This is a genomic window from Shimia sagamensis, assembly GCF_900182745.1.
Taxonomy (GTDB): Bacteria; Pseudomonadota; Alphaproteobacteria; order Rhodobacterales; family Rhodobacteraceae; genus Shimia; species Shimia sagamensis.
Map to the genome: position 1 here is coordinate 420515 of NZ_FXTY01000002.1, position 19600 is coordinate 440114.

General features: G+C 56.1%; 22 protein-coding genes. 14 read left to right on the plus strand and 8 right to left on the minus strand.

What is annotated here, in order from left to right:
• Positions 1-8: 8 nt before the first annotated feature.
• The 3 genes from QOL67_RS06500 to QOL67_RS06510 all read right to left on the minus strand — a co-directional run bounded on the left by QOL67_RS06500 (position 9) and on the right by QOL67_RS06510 (position 1298).
• Entirely contained in the window at positions 9-506 is a 498-nt protein-coding gene (locus tag QOL67_RS06500; protein ID WP_283425152.1) for a MarR family winged helix-turn-helix transcriptional regulator, read from the minus strand.
• Between the two features lie 91 nt (positions 507-597).
• Entirely contained in the window at positions 598-894 is a 297-nt protein-coding gene (locus QOL67_RS06505) for a succinate dehydrogenase assembly factor 2 (RefSeq protein ID WP_283425153.1), read from the minus strand.
• Between the two features lie 2 nt (positions 895-896).
• On the minus strand, positions 897-1298 hold the full coding sequence (locus QOL67_RS06510; protein ID WP_283425154.1) for a helix-turn-helix domain-containing protein: 402 nt from the start codon (positions 1296-1298) through the stop codon (positions 897-899).
• 81 nt (positions 1299-1379) lie between these two features.
• Here QOL67_RS06510 and QOL67_RS06515 point away from each other — a divergent pair, with 81 nt between their 5' ends.
• Positions 1380-2582 carry a pyridoxal phosphate-dependent aminotransferase gene (locus tag QOL67_RS06515; protein WP_283425155.1) on the plus strand — a complete coding sequence of 401 codons (1203 nt, stop codon included), beginning with the start codon at positions 1380-1382 and terminating at the stop codon, positions 2580-2582.
• 27 nt (positions 2583-2609) lie between these two features.
• On the plus strand, positions 2610-3017 hold the full coding sequence (locus QOL67_RS06520) for a hypothetical protein (protein WP_283425156.1): 408 nt from the start codon (positions 2610-2612) through the stop codon (positions 3015-3017).
• Positions 3018-3092: 75 nt separating this feature from the next.
• Here QOL67_RS06520 and QOL67_RS06525 read toward each other — a convergent pair whose 3' ends face one another.
• On the minus strand, positions 3093-4463 hold the full coding sequence (locus QOL67_RS06525; protein WP_283425157.1) for an MATE family efflux transporter: 1371 nt from the start codon (positions 4461-4463) through the stop codon (positions 3093-3095).
• 135 nt (positions 4464-4598) lie between these two features.
• Between QOL67_RS06525 and QOL67_RS06530 the strand changes: the two genes are divergently transcribed.
• On the plus strand, positions 4599-5243 hold the full coding sequence (locus tag QOL67_RS06530; RefSeq protein WP_283425158.1) for a TIGR02453 family protein: 645 nt from the start codon (positions 4599-4601) through the stop codon (positions 5241-5243).
• Here QOL67_RS06530 and ppk2 read toward each other — a convergent pair.
• Entirely contained in the window at positions 5240-6217 is a 978-nt protein-coding gene (ppk2, locus tag QOL67_RS06535) for a polyphosphate kinase 2 (protein ID WP_283425159.1), read from the minus strand. The genes QOL67_RS06530 and ppk2 overlap by 4 nt on opposite strands.
• Before the next feature lie 237 nt (positions 6218-6454).
• On the opposite strand from ppk2, the gene QOL67_RS06540 reads away from it, so the two are divergent.
• From QOL67_RS06540 to QOL67_RS06570, 7 genes are all read left to right on the plus strand, one after another.
• The gene (locus QOL67_RS06540) at positions 6455-7756 is read left to right on the plus strand and encodes an alpha/beta hydrolase family protein (protein ID WP_283425160.1); all 1302 of its coding nucleotides are present in this window, start codon (positions 6455-6457) and stop codon (positions 7754-7756) included.
• Positions 7757-7982: 226 nt separating this feature from the next.
• On the plus strand, positions 7983-8759 hold the full coding sequence (locus QOL67_RS06545; protein WP_283425161.1) for a substrate-binding periplasmic protein: 777 nt from the start codon (positions 7983-7985) through the stop codon (positions 8757-8759).
• Between the two features lie 210 nt (positions 8760-8969).
• Entirely contained in the window at positions 8970-10928 is a 1959-nt protein-coding gene (gene parE / locus QOL67_RS06550) for a DNA topoisomerase IV subunit B (RefSeq protein ID WP_283425162.1), read from the plus strand.
• Positions 10929-10958: 30 nt separating this feature from the next.
• Complete coding sequence (locus tag QOL67_RS06555; protein ID WP_283425163.1) at positions 10959-11249, plus strand: hypothetical protein; 291 nt, start codon at positions 10959-10961, stop codon at positions 11247-11249.
• A 319-nt stretch (positions 11250-11568) separates the two neighbouring features.
• On the plus strand, positions 11569-12003 hold the full coding sequence (locus tag QOL67_RS06560; RefSeq protein ID WP_283425164.1) for a hypothetical protein: 435 nt from the start codon (positions 11569-11571) through the stop codon (positions 12001-12003).
• A 94-nt stretch (positions 12004-12097) separates the two neighbouring features.
• The gene (locus QOL67_RS06565) at positions 12098-12844 is read left to right on the plus strand and encodes a hypothetical protein (RefSeq protein ID WP_283425165.1); all 747 of its coding nucleotides are present in this window, start codon (positions 12098-12100) and stop codon (positions 12842-12844) included.
• Between the two features lie 44 nt (positions 12845-12888).
• Positions 12889-13563 carry a hypothetical protein gene (locus tag QOL67_RS06570; protein ID WP_283425166.1) on the plus strand — a complete coding sequence of 225 codons (675 nt, stop codon included), beginning with the start codon at positions 12889-12891 and terminating at the stop codon, positions 13561-13563.
• A gap of 116 nt (positions 13564-13679) precedes the next feature.
• Here the strand turns inward: QOL67_RS06570 and QOL67_RS06575 are convergent, their stop codons facing one another.
• The 3 genes from QOL67_RS06575 to gph form a co-directional block, all read right to left on the minus strand.
• Entirely contained in the window at positions 13680-13871 is a 192-nt protein-coding gene (locus QOL67_RS06575; RefSeq protein ID WP_283425167.1) for a hypothetical protein, read from the minus strand.
• Positions 13872-13908: 37 nt separating this feature from the next.
• On the minus strand, positions 13909-14256 hold the full coding sequence (locus QOL67_RS06580) for a hypothetical protein (RefSeq protein WP_283425168.1): 348 nt from the start codon (positions 14254-14256) through the stop codon (positions 13909-13911).
• 103 nt (positions 14257-14359) lie between these two features.
• The gene (gene gph / locus QOL67_RS06585; RefSeq protein WP_283425169.1) at positions 14360-15013 is read right to left on the minus strand and encodes a phosphoglycolate phosphatase; all 654 of its coding nucleotides are present in this window, start codon (positions 15011-15013) and stop codon (positions 14360-14362) included.
• Positions 15014-15174: 161 nt separating this feature from the next.
• On the opposite strand from gph, the gene QOL67_RS06590 reads away from it, so the two are divergent.
• From QOL67_RS06590 to QOL67_RS06605, 4 genes are all read left to right on the plus strand, one after another.
• Positions 15175-16101 (plus strand): LysR family transcriptional regulator, encoded by a 927-nt coding sequence (locus tag QOL67_RS06590; RefSeq protein ID WP_283425170.1) that lies wholly within the window; start codon positions 15175-15177, stop codon positions 16099-16101.
• 131 nt (positions 16102-16232) lie between these two features.
• The gene (gene puuE, locus QOL67_RS06595) at positions 16233-17648 is read left to right on the plus strand and encodes an allantoinase PuuE (RefSeq protein WP_283425171.1); all 1416 of its coding nucleotides are present in this window, start codon (positions 16233-16235) and stop codon (positions 17646-17648) included.
• Complete coding sequence (locus QOL67_RS06600; protein ID WP_283425172.1) at positions 17645-18154, plus strand: ureidoglycolate lyase; 510 nt, start codon at positions 17645-17647, stop codon at positions 18152-18154. The genes puuE and QOL67_RS06600 overlap by 4 nt, the downstream gene beginning before the upstream one ends.
• Before the next feature lie 65 nt (positions 18155-18219).
• A complete protein-coding gene (locus QOL67_RS06605) occupies positions 18220-19560 on the plus strand; it encodes a uracil-xanthine permease family protein (protein ID WP_283425173.1) in 1341 nt (446 codons plus the stop codon).
• Positions 19561-19600 lie beyond the last annotated feature (40 nt).

Sequence of the window (19600 nt, forward strand, 5' to 3'; positions counted from 1 at the left end):
CCGGGAATTTAGTAGATGTAGCGGATCTGGTCGGTCCAATACCGCTCCACACGACGCAGCGCGTGGGTGATCTGCTCGATTCCGTCTTCGCCCAGTACACCTTTGGCCTGAAGGCCTTCGGCATGACGCGCAAACAGCTTTGAAATCACGTCGCGGATTTCACGGCCTTTGTCGGTTAGGCGCACCCGCACAGAGCGGCGGTCGATCTCGCAACGCTGATGATGCATGTAACCCGCATCAACCAGCTTCTTCAGGTTGTAGCTCACATTGGAGCCTTGGTAATATCCGCGTGTCTTGAGTTCGCCCGCGGTCACCTCGTTGTCGCCAATATTGAAAAGCAACAGCGCCTGTACCGCGTTAATTTCGATAACCCCAACACGCTCAAACTCGTCTTTGATCACATCCAGCAACAGCCGGTGCAGGCGCTCAACAAGCGCCAGCGAGTCCAAATAATCAGTCATAAACGACTGCTCTGGCCCGCTTTCCATTGATGAATGAAAGCTCATTCTAGTTCTCCGTCAGCTTTGTCTGACAACAAGACTGACGGATAAAGCCCAACAAGTGGTTAAACCGTCCAAAAGACGTCACAAATTCGCGTCAGTTACGGCCACTGATGGCTTTGGAAATGTCCAAAATCATCGCAGAAAACTGCGCCGGAGCCGGTTTTTGCCCCGTAACCCATTGATATAAGTCCTGATCATTCTCGTGTAGCAAAGAATCGTACAGATCCAGCGTCGCCGCATCCATGGAGGACAAATTGTCCGCCGCATAGCGCTCCAGAATAATGTCCATCTCTTTGATCCCGCGCCGCATCGAGCGCATCTGCATGCGTTTCAGGCGATTCTCATGGGTTTCATTTGCCGGATTCGGGGTCCTTGTGGGCACGTCGATCATCGTCACACCTTATTGCGCAGCGCTTTTTCCAAACGCGCAAGCTTCTCTAGATCATTTTTCATGCGGCTGCGGATCACACGGATTTCCTGCACAATCGCCAATAGGTCCGTATCCGCGGTTTCTTCGTCGCCGGGCATCTCCACGCCGTCCCCGTCGCCGGTCAGCAACCAGCCCACAGAGACATTCAACAAGCCCGCCATCATCGACAGCCGGTTGGCACGTGGCTCGCTCAGGTCGCCTTCCCAATTGGACAGAGTGCTGCGTTTGATGCCCAAACGTTTTGCCAGCTCGCCTTGTTTCAGACCCGCCGCGTCCCGCGCGGCGGCCAAGCGATCACCAAAGGTTGCCACGTCCTCACCATACCAACCTTCGTCGGTCAGCGGTTCCACTTGGTCCTGTGACATATACATTCCTTTGGTTTCTGCCTTGAACGGCATTCCTGCGCACCCTAAGACATGGAGGCAGTGATTACAAACGAGGCCCAAATGTCTTTCCTGTCCAACACCCTGTCCCGCGTGAAACCGTCCCCGACCATCGCCATGACAGCAAAGACCGCCGAGCTGAAGGCCGCAGGCCGTGATGTGATTGGCCTCTCCGCAGGCGAGCCAGACTTTGACACGCCGCAAAACATCAAAGATGCCGCCGTGGCCGCGATTGCGGCAGGCAAAACCAAATACACCGCGCCGGATGGCATTCCCGAGCTGAAACAAGCCGTCTGCGCAAAAATGAAACGCGACCACGGCTTGGAGTACACCCCGGGGCAGGTTTCTGTCGGCACCGGCGGCAAACAGACGCTTTACAATGCGCTGATGGCCACCCTGAACGATGGCGACGAGGTTATCATCCCGGCGCCCTATTGGGTCAGCTACCCCGACATGGTGCTGCTCGCCGGTGGCACGCCTGTTGTTGTGGAAACCTCGCTGGACACCAAATTCAAACTCACCGCCGATCAACTTGAGGCCGCGATCACGCCCAAAACCAAATGGCTGATCTTCAACTCGCCGTCCAATCCCACCGGCGCAGGCTATTCCCGGGAAGAACTCAAGGCACTGACAGACGTGCTGATGCGCCACCCACATGTTTGGGTGATGACCGACGACATGTATGAGCACCTTGCTTATGACGGCTTTGAATTTTGCACCCCAGCCGAAATTGAGCCCGGCCTCTATGACCGCACGCTCACCTGCAACGGTGTGTCCAAGGCTTATGCCATGACTGGCTGGCGCATTGGCTACGCGGCTGGCCCTGTCGAGCTGATCGCAGCCATGCGCAAAATCCAATCCCAAAGCACGTCCAATCCTTGCTCCATCAGCCAGTGGGCGGCTGTTGAGGCGCTCAACGGGACGCAGGACTTCCTGGCGCCTAACAACGTCGTCTTCAAGCGCCGCCGCGACCTGGTGATCGAGATGCTGAGCCAGATCGACGGCCTCACCTGCCCCACACCCGAAGGCGCGTTCTACGTCTACCCGTCCATCGACGGGTTGATTGGCAAAACCTCGCCCAAGGGCACCGTGATCGACACCGACGAAGCTTTTGCCAACGCCCTTCTGAACGAAGCGGATGTGGCTGTGGTCTTTGGCGCGGCCTTTGGCCTGTCACCCAATTTCCGCGTCAGCTACGCCACCTCCGATGAAGCCCTAAAAACCGCCTGTGCGCGCATTCAAGACTTCTGCGCCTCGCTGACCTAAACACGGATAGAGCTACAGAGGTGGCCCATGAGCAGTGACCTGCCAGACTACTATTTCCGCGTCCGTGAAAACGGCGCCATGGTTTTCCGTGTCGATACGGAAAACCGCCAACGGCGGATTGAGATGGACCAGATTGCCGTCATCAACATCAAAAATGGCGAGGTGAAACCGCATGGCAACACCAAGCTGACCAAAGACGACAAGGCAGAGATTGATGCATGGATGCAGGATCGCCGCGCCCTGCTCGCGGAGCGAGACATCGACGACATCTTGCGCTCCGTGGATCATCTCAACTTGACCTCACAGTGGGCGCAATCCAAGGCCACGCCGGATCAGCTCGAGCAGATCACCGACACGCTGTTGTTGGCCATGCATGACCTGCGCTCTGTCTTGGTGCGCAAAAAGGCAGATCGCCTGCTCAAAGGCAAAAAGTAGGAGGGGCGTTGCCCCGCCCCATCACAGATGGGACTCCCCAGGATATTTGTGGAATGAGAATTTGGGGCGTCGGTGTTAGGCCGACGCCTTTTTCTCAGAGAACCGCTTACGCAGGCGGGTCAGATCGGTTACCCAGAAGCGATACATCAACAGGATACCAGCTGCCGTGAGGCCGCAGACCAGCCCAAGCCAGACACCCTCGCCGCCCAAGTTAAATGTGAAACCCAGCACGTAGGCACTTGGCACGCCAATGCCCCAATAGCTGATCGCAGCGATCACCATTGGGCCCCGGGTGTCCTGCACGCCGCGCAACAATCCGAGTGCCATCACTTGTGCACCATCCATCACCTGAAACAGCGCCGCCACGTAGAGCAAGCTTACACCTGTTGCGATGATCACCTCGCGTTGAGGCTCTTGCGGGTCAATAAAGGCGCCAAGCAGCTGCTCCGGGAAAATCAAGAAGATCGCGACCGCAACGAAGGCAATCAGCAGCGAGGCGACGATTGCCACCCAAGCGCCACGGGCCATGTGATCCGCATCTTTTCGCCCCATGGCGTTGCCCGCCCGCACCGTGGCAGCATTGGACAACCCCAGATGAACCATGAAGGCCAGGCTGGCCAATTGCAGCGCAATACCATGTGCCGCCAACGTCACGGTGCCCAACCAGCCCATCATGATTGAGGACGCAGAGAAAAGCCCAACCTCGGCCAGATTTGTCACGCCAATGGGCAAACCAAGACGGAACACTTTGGCAAACACTTCCCAATCTGGCCGCCAGACGCGGGCAAACAGCGTGTGTTGTGGCAAGGCTTTGATGGCATAGAGGATCACACCAACCAGGGACACAAACTGCACAATGATCGAGGCAATTGCTGCGCCTTTGACACCCATTTCCGGCAGGCCCCAATTGCCAAAAATCAACCCGTAGTTCACCACCGCGTTCACTGGTACGGCGGCCACCGTGACCCAGAACACCACGCGGGTGTGCTCCAAAGCTGCGAGGTAAGATTTGAGCACCATCACCAACAGCGCAGGCACCAGTCCTAGCCCGGCAATCCGCAAATAGTCCTGCGCCAATTCGGCCACGTCAGGCGCTTGTTTAAGCGCCAGCAAAAGTGGGCCGGACATCAGGAACAGTGGTTGCACCACAACGCCAAAGATCACCGACAACCACAGCCCCATGCGCGTCACACGCCGCAGCGCTTGCTCATCCCCTTCCGCGTCCGCCTCTGCAACCAGCGGCATCACCGCGATGGCAAAGCCTGACCCCAGAATGAAAATGACAAAGAAGAACATGCTGCCCAGCACCACAGAGGCCAGGGCCTCAACCGAGTACCAGCCCAACATGACCGTGTCGGTCAAACCGATTCCAAACTGCGCCACATGCCCGCCAATGAGTGGCAGGCCAATACGCATAAGGGCGCGAACGTGATCAGACGTCCGCATGGGGGAGGTCGCTGGTGATGTTGTCATGCCCAAGCAGTAAGCTTGTTAATTAGACAGAGCAAGAGCCGCCTTTGCGTTGATCAAACTTCCGTCCTCTGCCACCATGACGCGGATATTTTGTTAGAAGGTCCTCCCATGTCTGCTGATCCCTTTGCCTCGTTGATTTCCGACAGCCGCGCCTTTTTGAACGACCTTGCTGACAACAATTCCAAAGAGTGGTTTGCGGGAAACAAGGCAGTTTACGAGACAAACCTGAAATCTCCCGCTTTGGCCCTGCTCGACACTGTGGCGGCCTCACTTGAAAAGCAAACCGGCCAAGTGCCCAGCACTAAACTCTTCCGCCCCCACCGCGACGTGCGGTTTTCCAAAGACAAAACACCCTATCACCTGCATTTGCACATGTTGTGGTCCACCCCGCCCACCGGGTTCTTCTTTGGCATTGGCCGCGACTATCTCTCGGTGGGCGGTGGCATCATGGGGTTGGACAAAGACAAGCTCACCCGATGGCGTGCGGCTGTCGATGGCAGAAGCGGCGCAAAAATCGCCGCTGCTTTGGTTGATCTACAAGCCAGCGGCGCGCGCATGGACGAGGCCGAACTCAAACGGGTGCCCGCCCCCTTTGACAAAGACCACCCACAAGCAGCGCTGCTAAAACGCAAAAGCTGCACGGTCTGGTTTGACTTTGACGAAAGCGACATCACAAAAGGCGGCCTCGTGTCGCAAATCGAGACCGCCTTTCAAAAACTGCAGCCGCTAACGCAACTGCTCCGCACACTTTAACGCGGCTTACGTGTATTTGGATGCAACGCCGCGCCCAGAATGTGATCAGATTGGTGGATCACATGGCTCGCGGTGTTCACAATCAGCGGGTCGGCCTGTTCCACAATACTGTGATCCTTACCCGGATAGTCCAGCGACGCCAGGAAGTGCCGCATACAGTTCAAACGCGCGCGTTTCTTGTCGTTGGATTTCACCACCGTCCACGGCGCATCCGCCGTATCGGTATAGAAGAACATCGCTTCTTTGGCTTCGGTGTAGTCGTTCCATTTGGACAGAGAGGCTTTGTCAATTGGGCTCAGTTTCCACTGTTTGAGCGGATCGGTCTCCCGGCTCTCAAACCGGCGCTTCTGCTCGTCCTGGGTGACCGAAAACCAGTATTTGTAGAGCCGAATGCCCGAACGCACCAACATCCGCTCCAAGTCCGGGGTCTGGCGCATGAATTCAAGATATTCGCCCGGCTCACAGAAGCCCATCACCCGCTCCACACCGGCGCGGTTATACCAGCTGCGGTCATAAAGCACCATTTCACCGGCGGTCGGGAGGTGATCAATATAGCGTTGAAAGTACCACTGGCCGCGCTCTTCATCGGTGGGTTTGTTCAGCGCCACCACCCGTGCAGACCGTGGGTTCAAATGCTCTGTGAAGCGCTTGATTGTGCCCCCTTTACCAGCCGCGTCCCGCCCCTCAAACAACATCACAAACTTCTGGCCAGTTTCCAGAGCCCATAGCTGTACTTTCAGCAACTCCGCTTGCAATTGCGCTTTTTGCTTTTCGTACGACCGACGAGACAGTTTGTTTGCGTAAGGATATTCCCCCCGCTCAAACGCGCGGCGCAACTCATCCGCAGAAGGCTCATTGCTTGCCCGCACATCAAGCGTTGTTTCCTCGGTAGGTGTCACATCATCGGACACCTCCGCCGCGTCTTTGTTCACGCCATTTTTTACCTGAGCCACACCATCCAACTGGTCATCCATAAGCGTCTCCATACGTTTCTTTTAAGATCACAAGTCAGCTAGCATTTTGTCGGCAAAAACTCCTTGATACACGTCAACAAAATTCTCAAATCACCCATATTTTCTTTGCCTTCCCAGCTATTTCAGAGCTGTTCCTCGTACACAACGGCACACAATGACCCAGCGTCTTTTATTCCCTTCTGAGTAGATTACAGCGAATGTCGCCTCTAGACTTCCTGCAGACATTGGAGGACGTTCATGTTTGTTAAACCCAGATCCTGTTTTTGGAAGATTGCTGTGTCACTGACCCTCGCTGCCGCACCGCTTGTCGCGCAAGACCGCATTGACTTGATCCGACCCGATGCCCCCGTTCTTGCCCCTTACGGCGCGCTGCCGATTGGCGTCACAACACGCCACTTTGAACACAAAGACCAAGTCGACGTACTGAACTCAGACGAAGACACACTGGCGCGCTACAACCGTCCGCTCACCGTTGAAATCTGGTATCCCGCAGCCGCGGGAACGCCACAAGGCGGCACCTATGAAACCGAGCTTCGCGACCCCTCCATGACCGTCACCCTCACCGGACGTGCGGCGCGGGATGCTCCCCCTAAGTCGGATGGTGCCTACCCCCTTGTCGTGATCTCACACGGCTATCCCGGCAACCGCTTGTTGCTGTCTCATCTGGGTGAGAACCTGGCCTCCAAAGGCTATGTGGTTGCCTCAATTGATCACACCGACAGCACCTACCCGGATCAAGCGGCCTTTGGCTCGACTCTCCTTAATCGCCCTATCGACCAAAGGTTTGTCGTTGACAGCATGGCCACTCTCGACGGGCCCATTGGGGCCATCACCAACGCGGACACCGCCGCGGTGGTCGGTTACTCAATGGGCGGCTACGGCGCGTTGATTTTTGGCGGTGCTGGTCTGGCTCAAGGCGTCGAGGCATCCCCGTTTGCACCCCCGCAAGGTACGCTCATCCACAATGTGGCAGGCACCGACACCCATGAGGCGCTGATCGACGATCGCGTGAAGGCGATCATCTCTATTGGCCCTTGGGGTCGCAACTACGGTTTATGGGATGACGCTGGCCTCGCAGGTTTGCGCAAACCCACCCTGCTGATGGCAGGAGAAGTTGACGACGTGTCGGTCTATGCAGCCATGCGGGAAATTTTTGAAAACACCACAGGAACGGACCGCCACCTGCTCACCTTTGAGAACGCCAATCATAATGCCGCCGCGCCTATCCCGGTCCCCATGGCAGGCTGGCAACCCTCCGAAACCCTCGGCTTCCCGCCATTTGACCACTACGCAGACGCCGTGTGGGACACCGTGCGCATGAACAATATCACCCAGCATTTTGCGACCGCCTTCCTTGATCTGCACCTCAAAGATGATCAGGACAAAGCCGTCTATCTGGATCTGGTCACCAACGCCAAAGACGGAGTCTACTCTGCCGAGGAGGACGGCACCCTTAAGTCTGATCACACGTATTGGCACGGATTTCCGGCTCGTACCGCCGTTGGACTACAATTTGAAACGCGGACACTTGGAGAATAGGTTTGGTGTGTTGAGGTATGGCGGGGATCTCCCGCCATATTTTTGTCCAAACGGTACAATTTTAATGAATCCCTCTGAGGGCCGCCTACATAAAGTTCAGAAATTTTCGTTTTAAGTCATGAAATTAGGCAATTAATTTTCCCCTCAACAAAACCCATCTCTCGCTAAGGTGTCATTAAGAACTCGGCGCCTAGGCTGCGGCAGGGATTGCGAGGAGATTGATCTCATGAAATTTTTGACTGCCACGGTGTCCGCCATTGCGCTGACCATTTCGACAGGTGCAGCCGTCGCTGACACTGTCACCATTCTAGCCGCTGACCTGCCACCTATGGTCTATTCTGACGGCTCCGGCCGCGAAGCAGAAATTGTGACCCAGGTCATGCAGCACTGCGGCCACGACGTGAACTATGTTGTGCAACCTTTCACACGTCATTGGGCGACCTACGAAGGTGGCACCGGCGACGCGGTTATGACCGTGCCACTTGGTATGCCAATGGATGGAGCGCAAAGCGCACCCTATATCGCGTATCAAAACGGCGTGTCCTACCTTGCTTCCATCGGCAGCGATTTTGGCGCGCTGGATGATTTGGCAGGATTGAGCATTGCAGCCTTTGAAGGCGCTTCCGGCATCCTGCCGGGTCTGTCCGACGCCCAAGGCTCTTTTGGCTCCTACCGCGAGATGGCTGACCAGGAAACCCAGTCCAAACTGCTCTTTGGTGGTCGCGTGGACGGTATTCTCGGCGATGGCATGCTCTTTGCTGCCTACGCCGCCAGCCTGCGCGACGCAGGCTCTTCTGCCGGTGTCGACGCCAGCCAGCAACTGGAATTTCGCGCGATTTTTGAACCGTCAAACTATGCTATGAACTTCCGGGACCCGGACATGTCCGTGGCTTTTGACCGCTGTTTCTCCGAATTGGAAGCGAACGGCACCATCGCCGCGATCAACACCAAGTGGATCGACAAGTACCGCGACACGCTGGCAGACAATTATTTGTCTATGTGACCAGCAACTTACGACATCACATCCCCATGTGATCTTGTGGTGCCCGGGTAAACATTTGTCCCTCCATCCGGGCACCGCATTCTACCTCTCTCCAACAAGCCGTCTGTTTTCCAACAGGCGGCTTTACGGTTCTTGCGTCCTGCCTCTTCCCCCCGCCGCGCCTCCCTGCCATACTGCCCGCCAAACAACACCAACAAGAGCAGCCCGCGAATGCCCAACGACCTTCTGGCCGATACACAGCCGTCTGATTATGATGCCTCCTCCATTGAAGTCCTTGAGGGGCTGGAACCTGTCCGAAAACGACCGGGCATGTATATTGGCGGCACGGATGAACGCGCCCTGCACCATCTTGTGGCCGAAGTGCTCGACAACTCGATGGATGAAGCAGTAGCAGGCTTTGCCAATCGGATCGAAGTGGAGTTGCACGCGGACTACTCCATGTCCATTCGCGACAATGGCCGTGGCATCCCAGTAGACCCACACCCCAAGTTCCCCGACAAATCCGCGCTGGAAGTTATCCTCTGCACGCTGCATGCAGGCGGTAAATTCTCGGGCAAAGCGTACCAAACCTCGGGCGGTCTGCACGGTGTGGGCGCCTCGGTTGTGAACGCCCTGTCAGACTCGATGGTAGTCCAGGTTGCACGCGACAAAAAGCTGTTTGAACAAAGCTTCTCCCGTGGCATCCCTCAAGGTCCAATCGCCCAAATTGGCGCCGCCCCCAATCGGCGTGGCACCACCGTGACCTTCCACGCAGACGAACAGATTTTTGGGCACCACCGCTTCAAACCGGCCCGCCTATTCAAATCGATCCGCTCCAAAGCCTACTTGTTCTCCGGCGTTGAAATCCGCTGGAAAACCGCCATCGACGACGGTGAAACGCCAACCGAGGCCACCTTCCACTTTCCGGGCGGGCTTTCGGATTACCTCAAAGAAACCATGGACAAGGCCACCACCTACGCCGAGCAGCCGTTTGGCGGCACCGTGGATTTCCAGGAGCGCTTCAACGTGCCAGGCAAGGTCGAATGGGCGATCAACTGGACCCCCTCTCGCGACGGTTTCATCCAGTCCTACTGTAACACCGTGCCCACCCCCGAAGGTGGCACACACGTGGCTGGCTTCTGGTCTGCCGTGCTCAAAGGCATCAAGGCCTACGGCGAACTGGTGAACAACAAAAAGGCCGCGCAAATCACCCGCGACGACCTGATCACCGGCGGCTGCGCGCTGGTGTCCTGCTTCATCCGTGAGCCAGAGTTTGTGGGCCAGACCAAAGACCGCCTTGCGACAGTCGAAGCCCAACGACTGGTGGAAAACGCCGTGCGCGACCACTTTGACAACTGGCTGGCCTCCAACAACAAATCCGCAGGCGCCATCCTCGACTTCCTAATCCTACGCGCCGAAGAACGCCTGCGCCGTCGTCAGGAAAAAGAGACCGCGCGTAAGACAGCCACCAAGAAACTCCGCCTGCCCGGCAAGCTGGTGGACTGCTCGGCAACCAACCGCGACGGCACCGAGCTGTTCATCGTGGAGGGGGACTCCGCGGGCGGCTCCGCCAAAATGGCCCGCAACCGCAAGACCCAGGCGCTCCTCCCCCTACGTGGTAAAATCCTCAACGTGCTTGGCGCGGCCGGCTCCAAAATTGGCACCAACCAGGAAATCAACGACCTGACCCAGGCGCTTGGCGTGGGGCTTGGCACCAAATTTAACGTCGACGATCTGCGCTATGACAAGATCATCATCATGACCGATGCGGACGTCGACGGTGCCCACATCGCAGCACTCTTGATGACCTTCTTTTACACCCAAATGCGCCCGATGATCGACGCCGGCCACCTCTACATGGCCTGCCCGCCGCTGTTCCGCCTCACCCAGGGGGCCAAACGCGTTTACTGTGTAGATGAGGCCGAGAAAGACGACTGGCTGGAAAAAGGCATCGGCGGCAAAGGGCGCATAGACGTGTCCCGCTTTAAGGGGCTTGGGGAAATGGACGCCAAAGACCTGAAAGAGACCACCATGGATCCCGCGAGCCGCAAGCTCATCCGGATCACCATTGACGAAGACGAGCCGGGCGAGACCGATGGTTTGGTAAATGACCTGATGGGCAAAAAGCCGGAAAAACGCTTCCAGTACATTCAGGAGAATGCCCGGTTTGTGGAGGAGTTGGATGTTTGAGGCTTAACGCTTCGCTTCCAAGATACTGAGATGTCCAAACTCCAAGGTTCCGATCCCAAAGTTTTTTGGGTCTATCAACTCTACAACATCGGCGCATCGGCTCTTCTGAAAGTTTTCCTGCCCCTCACAGTTGGCGGCATCAACCTCGCATATCCGCTTTTTGCCGCTAAGGTCATTCTGCTCATTTGGATGACTGACTTTCCCCAACGCAGAACTCTAACTGCCTTGGCATTCTATATCGTGGCCTGTTTGGATGTTTGCGCCATGCTCCTGGCTGGCTCGTTTTCCATCTACAGCTGGGTTTACGCGCTTCTCTTCTAACAGCTGAAGAGACAGACCAAGTTAGGCAGCGCCTGACCCGAGGGTGGGTGAGGAACGCGTTTTGGGCTCCGCCCGTTCGCAGCTGAACCCGTCCACTGGACGGTTTCTTTTTCGCTGCTCACCCCATGGGGGAGGGTCGGGCGCGGCGGAATGCTCTGCATTCCGCATTGGCTCTCAAACGACACGCGACAATTCCCCGTAGGGTGCGCATTCATTGCGCACCTCCCACAATCTGCACCTCGCCAACACGCCACGCCGGTGCGCATAAATGCACACCCTACATCTTGCCCGCCATCGGACGCCCTGCCAAACTCCCCCCATGCGCCCTGCCCTTGCCCTGATCCTCATACTCTTCCTGCCCGCCACCGACACCTTGGCCCAAGCCCGCAAGGATTCCGCGCGGCATCAGAACAACTTCATGTCCCCTGAGAGCCAACAAGCCCGCCCGCAAAAACGCCAGACGCCAGACCTGCATCAATGGCCGCAAACCCAACAGCGCACGCAACTTTTCTGTGACCAATACGCCCGCGCCGCCACCGGCATGCGCGGCACCGATCAAGGCAGCCGCACCGGCACCAGCCTTGGCCAAGGCGCGGGCTACATCGGCACACGAGATCGCACACAGGCCGAAGCTTTTGGCATGATCGGCGGCGCCATTGGCTCGGCAGCAGGCAACGCGCAAGACCAGCAGTTTTACCAATTCCATTTCCATGAATGCATGAACGGTGGCCGTCTGGTCACCACCCCCCGGTAGGGTGCGCATTTACTGCGAACCATCCAACATCCCCAACACGCGATCTGACCGACACGTGATACCTGTTTCACCCAATCGTCGCTAAGCTGCCCCCATGGCCGCGTTTTTACAAACCTACCAACTGCCCCTGATCCTTGTCTGTTTTGTGCTGGGCTGCCTCGCCGCACTCACGCTGTTCAAACGCACCGAAGACACCCGCGCGTGGCAAATCGCTGACGTCATCTGGGTCGCCTTGGGTGGCGTTGGTGCCGTGGTCGCCATCGCGGCGGGCATCTACCAAGAGGACAGCACCGCGCTCAATCGCCAGATCACCGTCGCCTACACCGCGTCGCGTGCCTTTGACACGGACGCCGCCCGCTTTCGCCTGCGCTACTGCGCACAAACCAACAACGAACACCTGACCACACTCTGTGAGAAGGTCGAATTCCTCTCCGCCAGTTCAGCCGAAAACACCGCCCTGCCCCTGTTCCTCACCATCACAAAACGCGCCGCCCCACTCGCAGGGTTCTCGCTGCTTTTTGGCAGCCCCCGTGACCAGGCCCAAATGAGCCAAGCCGCCGCCGAGCTCGAGATGGCCGAATTCCTCGCCTTTGATACCCGCGACGTGCCCACCATCATGGCCGTGGAAGCCCTCGCACCCACACGTCCCAACATCGCCGCTGACTACCGCGTCTTGGCGCTCACTTACGACACGCTGATTGCCGACATCACCGCCCTGCGCGACGCATGGCAGCGCCTGCAATCCGGCCGCGCCCTGCTGATCCTGCAAATCATTGCCCTCTGCCTTGTGGCATTCGCGGCACCTTTCCGCTTGGGCCGCACAATCGACAGTCTTCTGTGATTTCCCACCTTGCCACCACAAGGCGCTTTGGTAGTCTTCCCGTTATGCGCATCTGGCCCGTTTTCCTCTGTTTCGCTTTAATCTCCTGTGGCCGGTCCCTGACCGAAACGGAACAAGCGTTTACCGCTGACATTCTGGGCGACACAATTGACACCGCGCCCATCCGCGTCACCAAAAACGCGCCCTTGGGCATTCAGACGTTTGAGTACAAAAAGCGCCCGCGTCTGGCCTGTCGCGAACGCATCAATCCGGAACCCGAAGGCGACACAATCACCGCCTCCGCTGCCGGTGTGGTGCTGTATGAGCAGCTTTACACGTCCAAGGACTGGTCGCTGCCCAACTACGTGCCCAGCTATCCGGAACAACTGCACTTGACCGCCGCGATGTTCTTTGCACATGAAATGGTGCACGTCTGGCAATGGCAAAACCGCGAGATCACCGGCTACACCCCGACCCGTGCCGCACGCGAGCACAATAATGGCGCCGACCCGTACCAGTTTGAAAGCGCCTCTGCGGACACGTTCTTGGACTACGGATATGAGCAACAGGCCGCCGTGGTCGAGGAATACCTATGCTGTTCCCTGCTGGACCCAAAGGCCCCACGCACAGCCCGGCTCAAATCCCTGCTCTCACCACACTTCCCGGTCGATGATTTGCCCCGCCCTGACGCAGTGGTGCTGCCGTGGAAAGACGCACAGATTAAGAATATCTGCCGCTGATTGGTGCAAAAATCGCCACAGTCGCAAAACAGTCGTGATACAGACAGTTTACCGACGCGGATTTCACCCACAAAAAAGGGGGCCGAAGCCCCCAATTAACTTTGCTGAACAGGCGTTTACTTGTAGCCAAACGCGCTGTTTGGGATCAGCTGACGCTTGCCTCCCGGCGCCTTCCACTCGCTTTCGAGGCACGCCGTTCCCTCTTTCTGCCAGTATAACACCTTGAAATCATACCATCCTGCCGAGGGCACATTCACCTTCGGCCGCCCCACGCTGGCACAAGGCGTGATCTTGTTCAGCTTGGCCACCGACTTGCCACCAATCCAAATCTGAGAGCCATCATTGCTAAAGCAATTCAAGGTCATAGACCCCGGGCTTATCAAACTTGATATAGCCGTTAATGTCCGCAACCACCAAAGTTGCCTTGCCGGAAGTCAGCACAGGCGCACCCTGTCCTTTGTCTGGAAAATTCAACCCAGGCAATGGCTTACCTGGCTTGGACCATTTGATTTTCGACTTCGCTTGGGACAGATTTCGCACATTGCGCTCGCCGGTGAAATAGTTGACCTTCAGCCCTCGCTTCACCCCTGTTGGCTGAGGATTGGCCGGGGTCAAATCAATCACTTGTGCAGAGACCGCCCCCCCAATCAAAATAGAAACAGCGGCCAAAGCACTGACAATAAAAGATTTCACAACCAAACTCCTCGCGTCATGGCGTTTGGGGATAGCCTAAAACCAACACCCCCCAATGAGCAAGTCACAGTTATGGGGGTGCGACTGAAACGCGATTTTTGGCCTATTCTACTTTCTTCGCTTCAACGACGCTCAGAAATTCCCGCCACTCAGAAAACCGCATGTCGTGTGGCATGTCTTCAACTGGAGACTTTCTGTACCCCTCTGTAAACAAAGCAAAAGTTACGCCAGCTCGCCGCGCGGTCTCAGCATCAACTTCGCTGTCCCCAACGTAGAGCACATCCGACAACGATGTCTCACCAATCACTTTCAAAAGCGGCAAAGGGTCAGGCTTCCGTTTTTCAAACGTGTCGCCGCCAACCACGACGTCAAAATACTGCGTCAGGTCCAAAGCATCCAAAACATGCCGCGCAGGTTCTTCAGGTTTGTTGGTACACACCCCCAACCGCACCCCTTTCGCATGAAGGATGCTTAGCACTTCCCGTACACCATAATACATCACCGTGTGTTCATAAGTTGACGCATTATAGATTGCCAAAACCCGCGCATTGAGACGGGAAAACTGGCTGTCCTCTATACTGAAATGCGCCATGACACGACGCACTAGCGTCGGTAATCCGTTGCCAACAAAGGATATAACTGTCGGGAGGTTCAGATCTGGCAAGCCCTCCTCCGCCAACATTTTGTTCACAGAGGCGCGGATGTCCGGTGCGCTGTCCACTAAGGTGCCGTCCAAGTCAAAGATCACAGTCTGCATCGCGCCCACCTCTAAAGCCTATGGTTCTGTGGGTTTTCAACCACGCCGCGCCGGCAATGAAAAGCGCGAAATCGTTTGTCCTCTGGTCCCACTGGTGCCGCCAATCATTTTGGGATACCGTGGAATACAATGTCAGTTTCAAGAAATGCCTGAAGATCGCTATGTCCTACATCGACAACATTCGCACCTTTGTACGTGTCTATGAGCTTGGCAGCATGTCCGCTGCCGCGCGGGACCAACGCATTTCGGCAGCCGTGGCGTCTTCGCGAATTTCACAATTGGAAGATTACCTTAGTGTTCGCTTGTTTCACCGCACGACACGGCAGCTCAACCCCACAGAGCAAGGCAACACTTTCTATGAGGGCGCCTGTAAGATTTTGGCCACCATTGACGAAGCCGAGGCGGCCGTAAACTCGATCACACAAAGCCCGCGCGGCTTGATCCATATTGCTGCACCCTTGGGCGTCGGTCGACGCCTGATCGCCCCACTGATCCCCGAGTTCAAAAAAGAATACCCGCTCATTGATCTGCGCTTACGCTTGTCTGATCGCAAGTTGGACTTAACGGCAGAAGGCCTTGATGTGGCTTTCTTTTTGGGTGTTCCAGAAGACAGCACTTTGCGAATCCGAAAAATCGCGGACTGTCCCCGTGTCTTATGCGCGTCCCCAAAATACCTGTCAGAGCGGGGAGCGCCGACCGCGCCCGAAGAACTGACCAATGGCACACATGACTGCCTCAATTTACGTTACCCGGGCGCACCAGAATTCCAATGGCCCTTGGAGACGTTAGAGGGCACTCGGCGGTTCGCCGTCAAAGGTCCCTTTGAATCAGACGATGGCGATGTACTCACTGATTGGGCCCTCGAAGGACACGGAATCACGCTCAAACCAGAATTTGAAATTGCGGAGCACCTGGCGTCAGGAACATTGGTGCCTGTGCTGTCCAACACACCGCCAATGCCGATCCAAATGGCTCTTCTGTATACGCACCGACGTCACCAAGATCCCAAAACAAGGCTCCTGATTGAGTTTATGACACCACGTGTGCAAGCTGCTCTTCAAAAAAAGGAAGCCGTAGCAGGTACCTAGCCCCAAGACATCTGGCCAATAGGTTTTTTGCAAACGGCGTTCGTGACAACAACTCTTTCAAAAAAAATTGGAAAGTCACGATGTGGTTTTTAAGCTAAAACAAAGCAATCGCGAAACAGGGGAGAATTGTCGTGACGCGCTACGCACGGGACATGCGGGGCTATGGCCCCAATCCACCACATGCTCAATGGCCAAATAACGCCAAGATTGCCGTACAATTTGTGTTGAACTACGAAGAAGGTGGCGAAAACTGTGTCCTCCACGGAGACGCAGCCTCAGAAGCGTTTCTCTCCGACATTCCCGGCGCGGCCCAGTGGCAGAACCAACGCCACTGGAACATGGAATCGATTTACGAATACGGTGCCCGCGCAGGCTTTTGGAGACTGCATCGCCTCTTCTCCGGCAAAGACATTCCCGTAACCATTTATGGAGTCGCCAGCGCATTGGCTCGCAACCCAGAACAGGTTGCCGCCATGAAAGCTGCGGATTGGGAAATCGCCAGCCACGGCCTCAAGTGGGTCGAACATAAGGACATGCCCGAAGAAGAAGAACGAACCTCTATTGTTGAGGCTATCCGTCTACACACCGAAGTGGTTGGGGAACCGCCACGCGGTTGGTACACGGGACGTTGCTCTGAGAACACGGTGCGCCTTGTTGCTGAAGAAGGTGGGTTTGACTACATCTCAGATACTTATGACGATGACCTCCCCTACTGGCGCGAATTTGGAGACCGTGATCAACTGATCATTCCATACACGCTGGAAGCCAATGATATGCGCTTTGCCACAGCGCCGGGCTGGGTCACGGGACAAGATTTTTTCACTTACCTTAAGGATGCCTTTGACGTGCTTTATGCCGAAGGTGACGAAGGCGCTCCCAAAATGATGTCGATCGGATTGCATTGCCGCTTGATTGGTCGCCCTGGCAAACTTGCAGGTCTGGCCCAGTTTTTGGACTACATTCAAAGCTTTGAAGGGGTATGGACCCCGCGCAGGGTCGAAATTGCGGAGCATTGGGCCAACACTCACCCGCACCAACGGTTCGAGCGTCCAAGCCAAATGGACCAAGCGCGTTTCGTGGAACTATACGGCGGCATTTTTGAGCACTCTGCCTGGATTGCAGAGCGGGCACACGCGTTGGAACTTGGTCCAGCACATGACTGCGCTGTCGGAGTACACAATGCTCTATGCCGTGCCTTCCGTACGGCAAGCGATGAGGAACGGCTTGGCGTGCTCAATTCACACCCGGACCTTGCTGGTAAACTGGCAGCGGCTGGCCGATTAACCGCAGAAAGCACATCCGAACAGGCAGGCGCTGGCCTCGATATGCTCACCGATGAAGAGCGAATGCATTTCACGCAGCTCAACGCTGAATACGTTGCCAAACACGGGTTCCCATTTATTATTGCCGTGCGGGACCATAACAAGACCTCGATCATGGCGGCCTTTGACCGTCGCATTTGCAATGACAGCTCAACCGAACTTTCCGAGGCCTGCAAACAAGTGGAACGCATTGCCGAATTCCGTTTGATGGACTTGTTTCCGTGAGCGAAATTGTCATTCAGCCGTTGACTGCTAAGGCGTTCGCTCCCTTTGGAAATGTGATTGCCCTCAAGCCCGAGGCTGACAAAATCATCAACCAGGGTATGTGTGGCCGTCATCACGACCTTGCAGTGATGGATTTTGCTGATGGACGCGCTGGTATCAGTATGTTCAATGCGCAGCCACGCAGCCTGCCCTACACTCTTGAAATGGTGGAGCGGCATCCGGACGGGAGCCAGGCTTTCATTCCGATGACAGAACACGCATTTCTAGTGATTGTTGCAAAAGATTTGAGCGGCAAGCCAGATACACCCGTCGCGTTTCAGACGCTGCCGGGACAAGCCATCAACTTTCATCGCAACACGTGGCACGGCGTTTTGACCCCGCTTGCGGCTCCCGGCATTTTTGCCGTGGTGGACCGCATTGGCGACGGCGCCAACTTGGAAGAATTTTGGTTCGACACAGCTTACCAAGTGGTGGCGGATCAAAACCAACGGTCAGGTATCCCCTGACCAAACCGCCCTTAAGCCGCTCGGAAAAAGAAGCGGCGGGGCTCAACGACCGACAGGAGAAGGACATGGCTGACACTATGACAGCTCAGGAAACACAAGCGACCGGACAATACTCCGACCCAAACGTCACGCCCCCATTGGGGCAGGCGATCCCACTGGGATTCCAACACGTTCTGGCAATGTTTGCCTCAAACGTGACCCCATCCATCATTGTGGCCGGAGCGGCCGGCCTCGCCTTTGGTGGCGCTGAACAGGTGTACCTGATTCAGATGGCCATGCTGTTTGCGGGCATCGCAACATTGTTCCAAACCGTGGGTATTGGCCCAATTGGAGCACGCCTGCCAATCATGCAAGGCACCAGTTTTGCCTTTGTTGGTGTGCTCGCCGGTGTGGCCGCAACACAAGGCCTCAGCGTTGCTCTAACCGCCTGTATCATTGGTGGTGTCATCCACTTCGCCCTTGGTTCTGTCATTGGCAAGCTACGCTGGCTGTTCCCACCTCTGGTCACAGGTTTGGTTATTTTGGCAATTGGTCTCTACCTGATTCCAGTGGCAATCAAATACGCTGCAGGCGGTGCCGCACAGTTCCAAATGGAGGCCGAAAGTTTTGGCTCATTGAAGCATTGGACTGTGGCTTTGACAGTTGTCATCGTTGCGCTGGTCCTAAAGTTCTTCACCAAAGGCACACTCTCTAGTGCAGCCATTCTTGTTGGCATGATCGCAGGCTATATCGTGGCCTACTTGTCCGGGATGGTGAACTTCGGCGCAGTGGCCAAAGCATCTTGGGTGACAGGGATCACACCACTGCCTTATGGTTTTGAATTCAGCCTTGGCGCTGTGATTGCCGTGACACTGGTGTCCATCGTTTCAGCCATTGAAACCGTGGGCGACGCTTCTGCCACAGCGAAAGCTGGCGCGGGCCGTGATGCAACCGACGAAGAGATCCAAGGCGCGACCTATGCAGACGGTCTGGGCACAGCCATCGCTGGTGTTTTTGGCGGCCTGCCAAACACATCATTCTCGCAAAACGTCGGGATCGTCGGCATGACAGGTGTGATGAGCCGCCACGTCGTGACCATTGGTGGCGTCATCCTGATCCTCTGTGGTTTGATGCCGAAAGTTGGCGCCGTGATTGCTTCCATGCCTTTGCCAGTACTTGGGGGTGGTGTGATTGTGATGTTTGGCATGGTGGCTTCCGCCGGCTTAAACATGTTGTCAGAGATTCCAATGAACCGCCGCAATATGGTGATCATCGCAGTGTCTCTGGCTGTGGGCTTGGGGCTGAACCTTGTACCAACAGCTGTGCAATACCTGCCTGGTGTTGTGAAAACGCTGATGACGTCTGCTGTGGCTCCAACTGCATTGTGTGCGATTGTTCTGAACTTGGTTCTTCCTCAAGAAGACTGAAACCACTTAAATTCAAACACTTACAGGGACCCTTGGGTCC

What these genes read in the sequence shown, in the direction of transcription:
- QOL67_RS06545 (WP_283425161.1), top strand. Translation starts at nt 7,983, where the DNA reads ATGAAATTTTTGACTGCCACGGTGTCCGCCATTGCGCTGACCATTTCG.
- parE (WP_283425162.1), top strand. Translation starts at nt 8,970, where the DNA reads ATGCCCAACGACCTTCTGGCCGATACACAGCCGTCTGATTATGATGCC.
- ppk2 (WP_283425159.1), bottom strand. Translation starts at nt 6,217, where the DNA reads ATGGATGACCAGTTGGATGGTGTGGCTCAGGTAAAAAATGGCGTGAAC.
- QOL67_RS06565 (WP_283425165.1), top strand. Translation starts at nt 12,098, where the DNA reads ATGGCCGCGTTTTTACAAACCTACCAACTGCCCCTGATCCTTGTCTGT.
- QOL67_RS06560 (WP_283425164.1), top strand. Translation starts at nt 11,569, where the DNA reads ATGCGCCCTGCCCTTGCCCTGATCCTCATACTCTTCCTGCCCGCCACC.
- QOL67_RS06590 (WP_283425170.1), top strand. Translation starts at nt 15,175, where the DNA reads ATGTCCTACATCGACAACATTCGCACCTTTGTACGTGTCTATGAGCTT.
- QOL67_RS06520 (WP_283425156.1), top strand. Translation starts at nt 2,610, where the DNA reads ATGAGCAGTGACCTGCCAGACTACTATTTCCGCGTCCGTGAAAACGGC.
- QOL67_RS06525 (WP_283425157.1), bottom strand. Translation starts at nt 4,463, where the DNA reads ATGCGGACGTCTGATCACGTTCGCGCCCTTATGCGTATTGGCCTGCCA.
- QOL67_RS06530 (WP_283425158.1), top strand. Translation starts at nt 4,599, where the DNA reads ATGTCTGCTGATCCCTTTGCCTCGTTGATTTCCGACAGCCGCGCCTTT.
- QOL67_RS06540 (WP_283425160.1), top strand. Translation starts at nt 6,455, where the DNA reads ATGTTTGTTAAACCCAGATCCTGTTTTTGGAAGATTGCTGTGTCACTG.
- QOL67_RS06505 (WP_283425153.1), bottom strand. Translation starts at nt 894, where the DNA reads ATGATCGACGTGCCCACAAGGACCCCGAATCCGGCAAATGAAACCCAT.
- QOL67_RS06605 (WP_283425173.1), top strand. Translation starts at nt 18,220, where the DNA reads ATGGCTGACACTATGACAGCTCAGGAAACACAAGCGACCGGACAATAC.
- QOL67_RS06500 (WP_283425152.1), bottom strand. Translation starts at nt 506, where the DNA reads ATGAGCTTTCATTCATCAATGGAAAGCGGGCCAGAGCAGTCGTTTATG.
- gph (WP_283425169.1), bottom strand. Translation starts at nt 15,013, where the DNA reads ATGCAGACTGTGATCTTTGACTTGGACGGCACCTTAGTGGACAGCGCA.
- QOL67_RS06555 (WP_283425163.1), top strand. Translation starts at nt 10,959, where the DNA reads ATGTCCAAACTCCAAGGTTCCGATCCCAAAGTTTTTTGGGTCTATCAA.
- QOL67_RS06510 (WP_283425154.1), bottom strand. Translation starts at nt 1,298, where the DNA reads ATGTCACAGGACCAAGTGGAACCGCTGACCGACGAAGGTTGGTATGGT.
- QOL67_RS06515 (WP_283425155.1), top strand. Translation starts at nt 1,380, where the DNA reads ATGTCTTTCCTGTCCAACACCCTGTCCCGCGTGAAACCGTCCCCGACC.
- QOL67_RS06570 (WP_283425166.1), top strand. Translation starts at nt 12,889, where the DNA reads ATGCGCATCTGGCCCGTTTTCCTCTGTTTCGCTTTAATCTCCTGTGGC.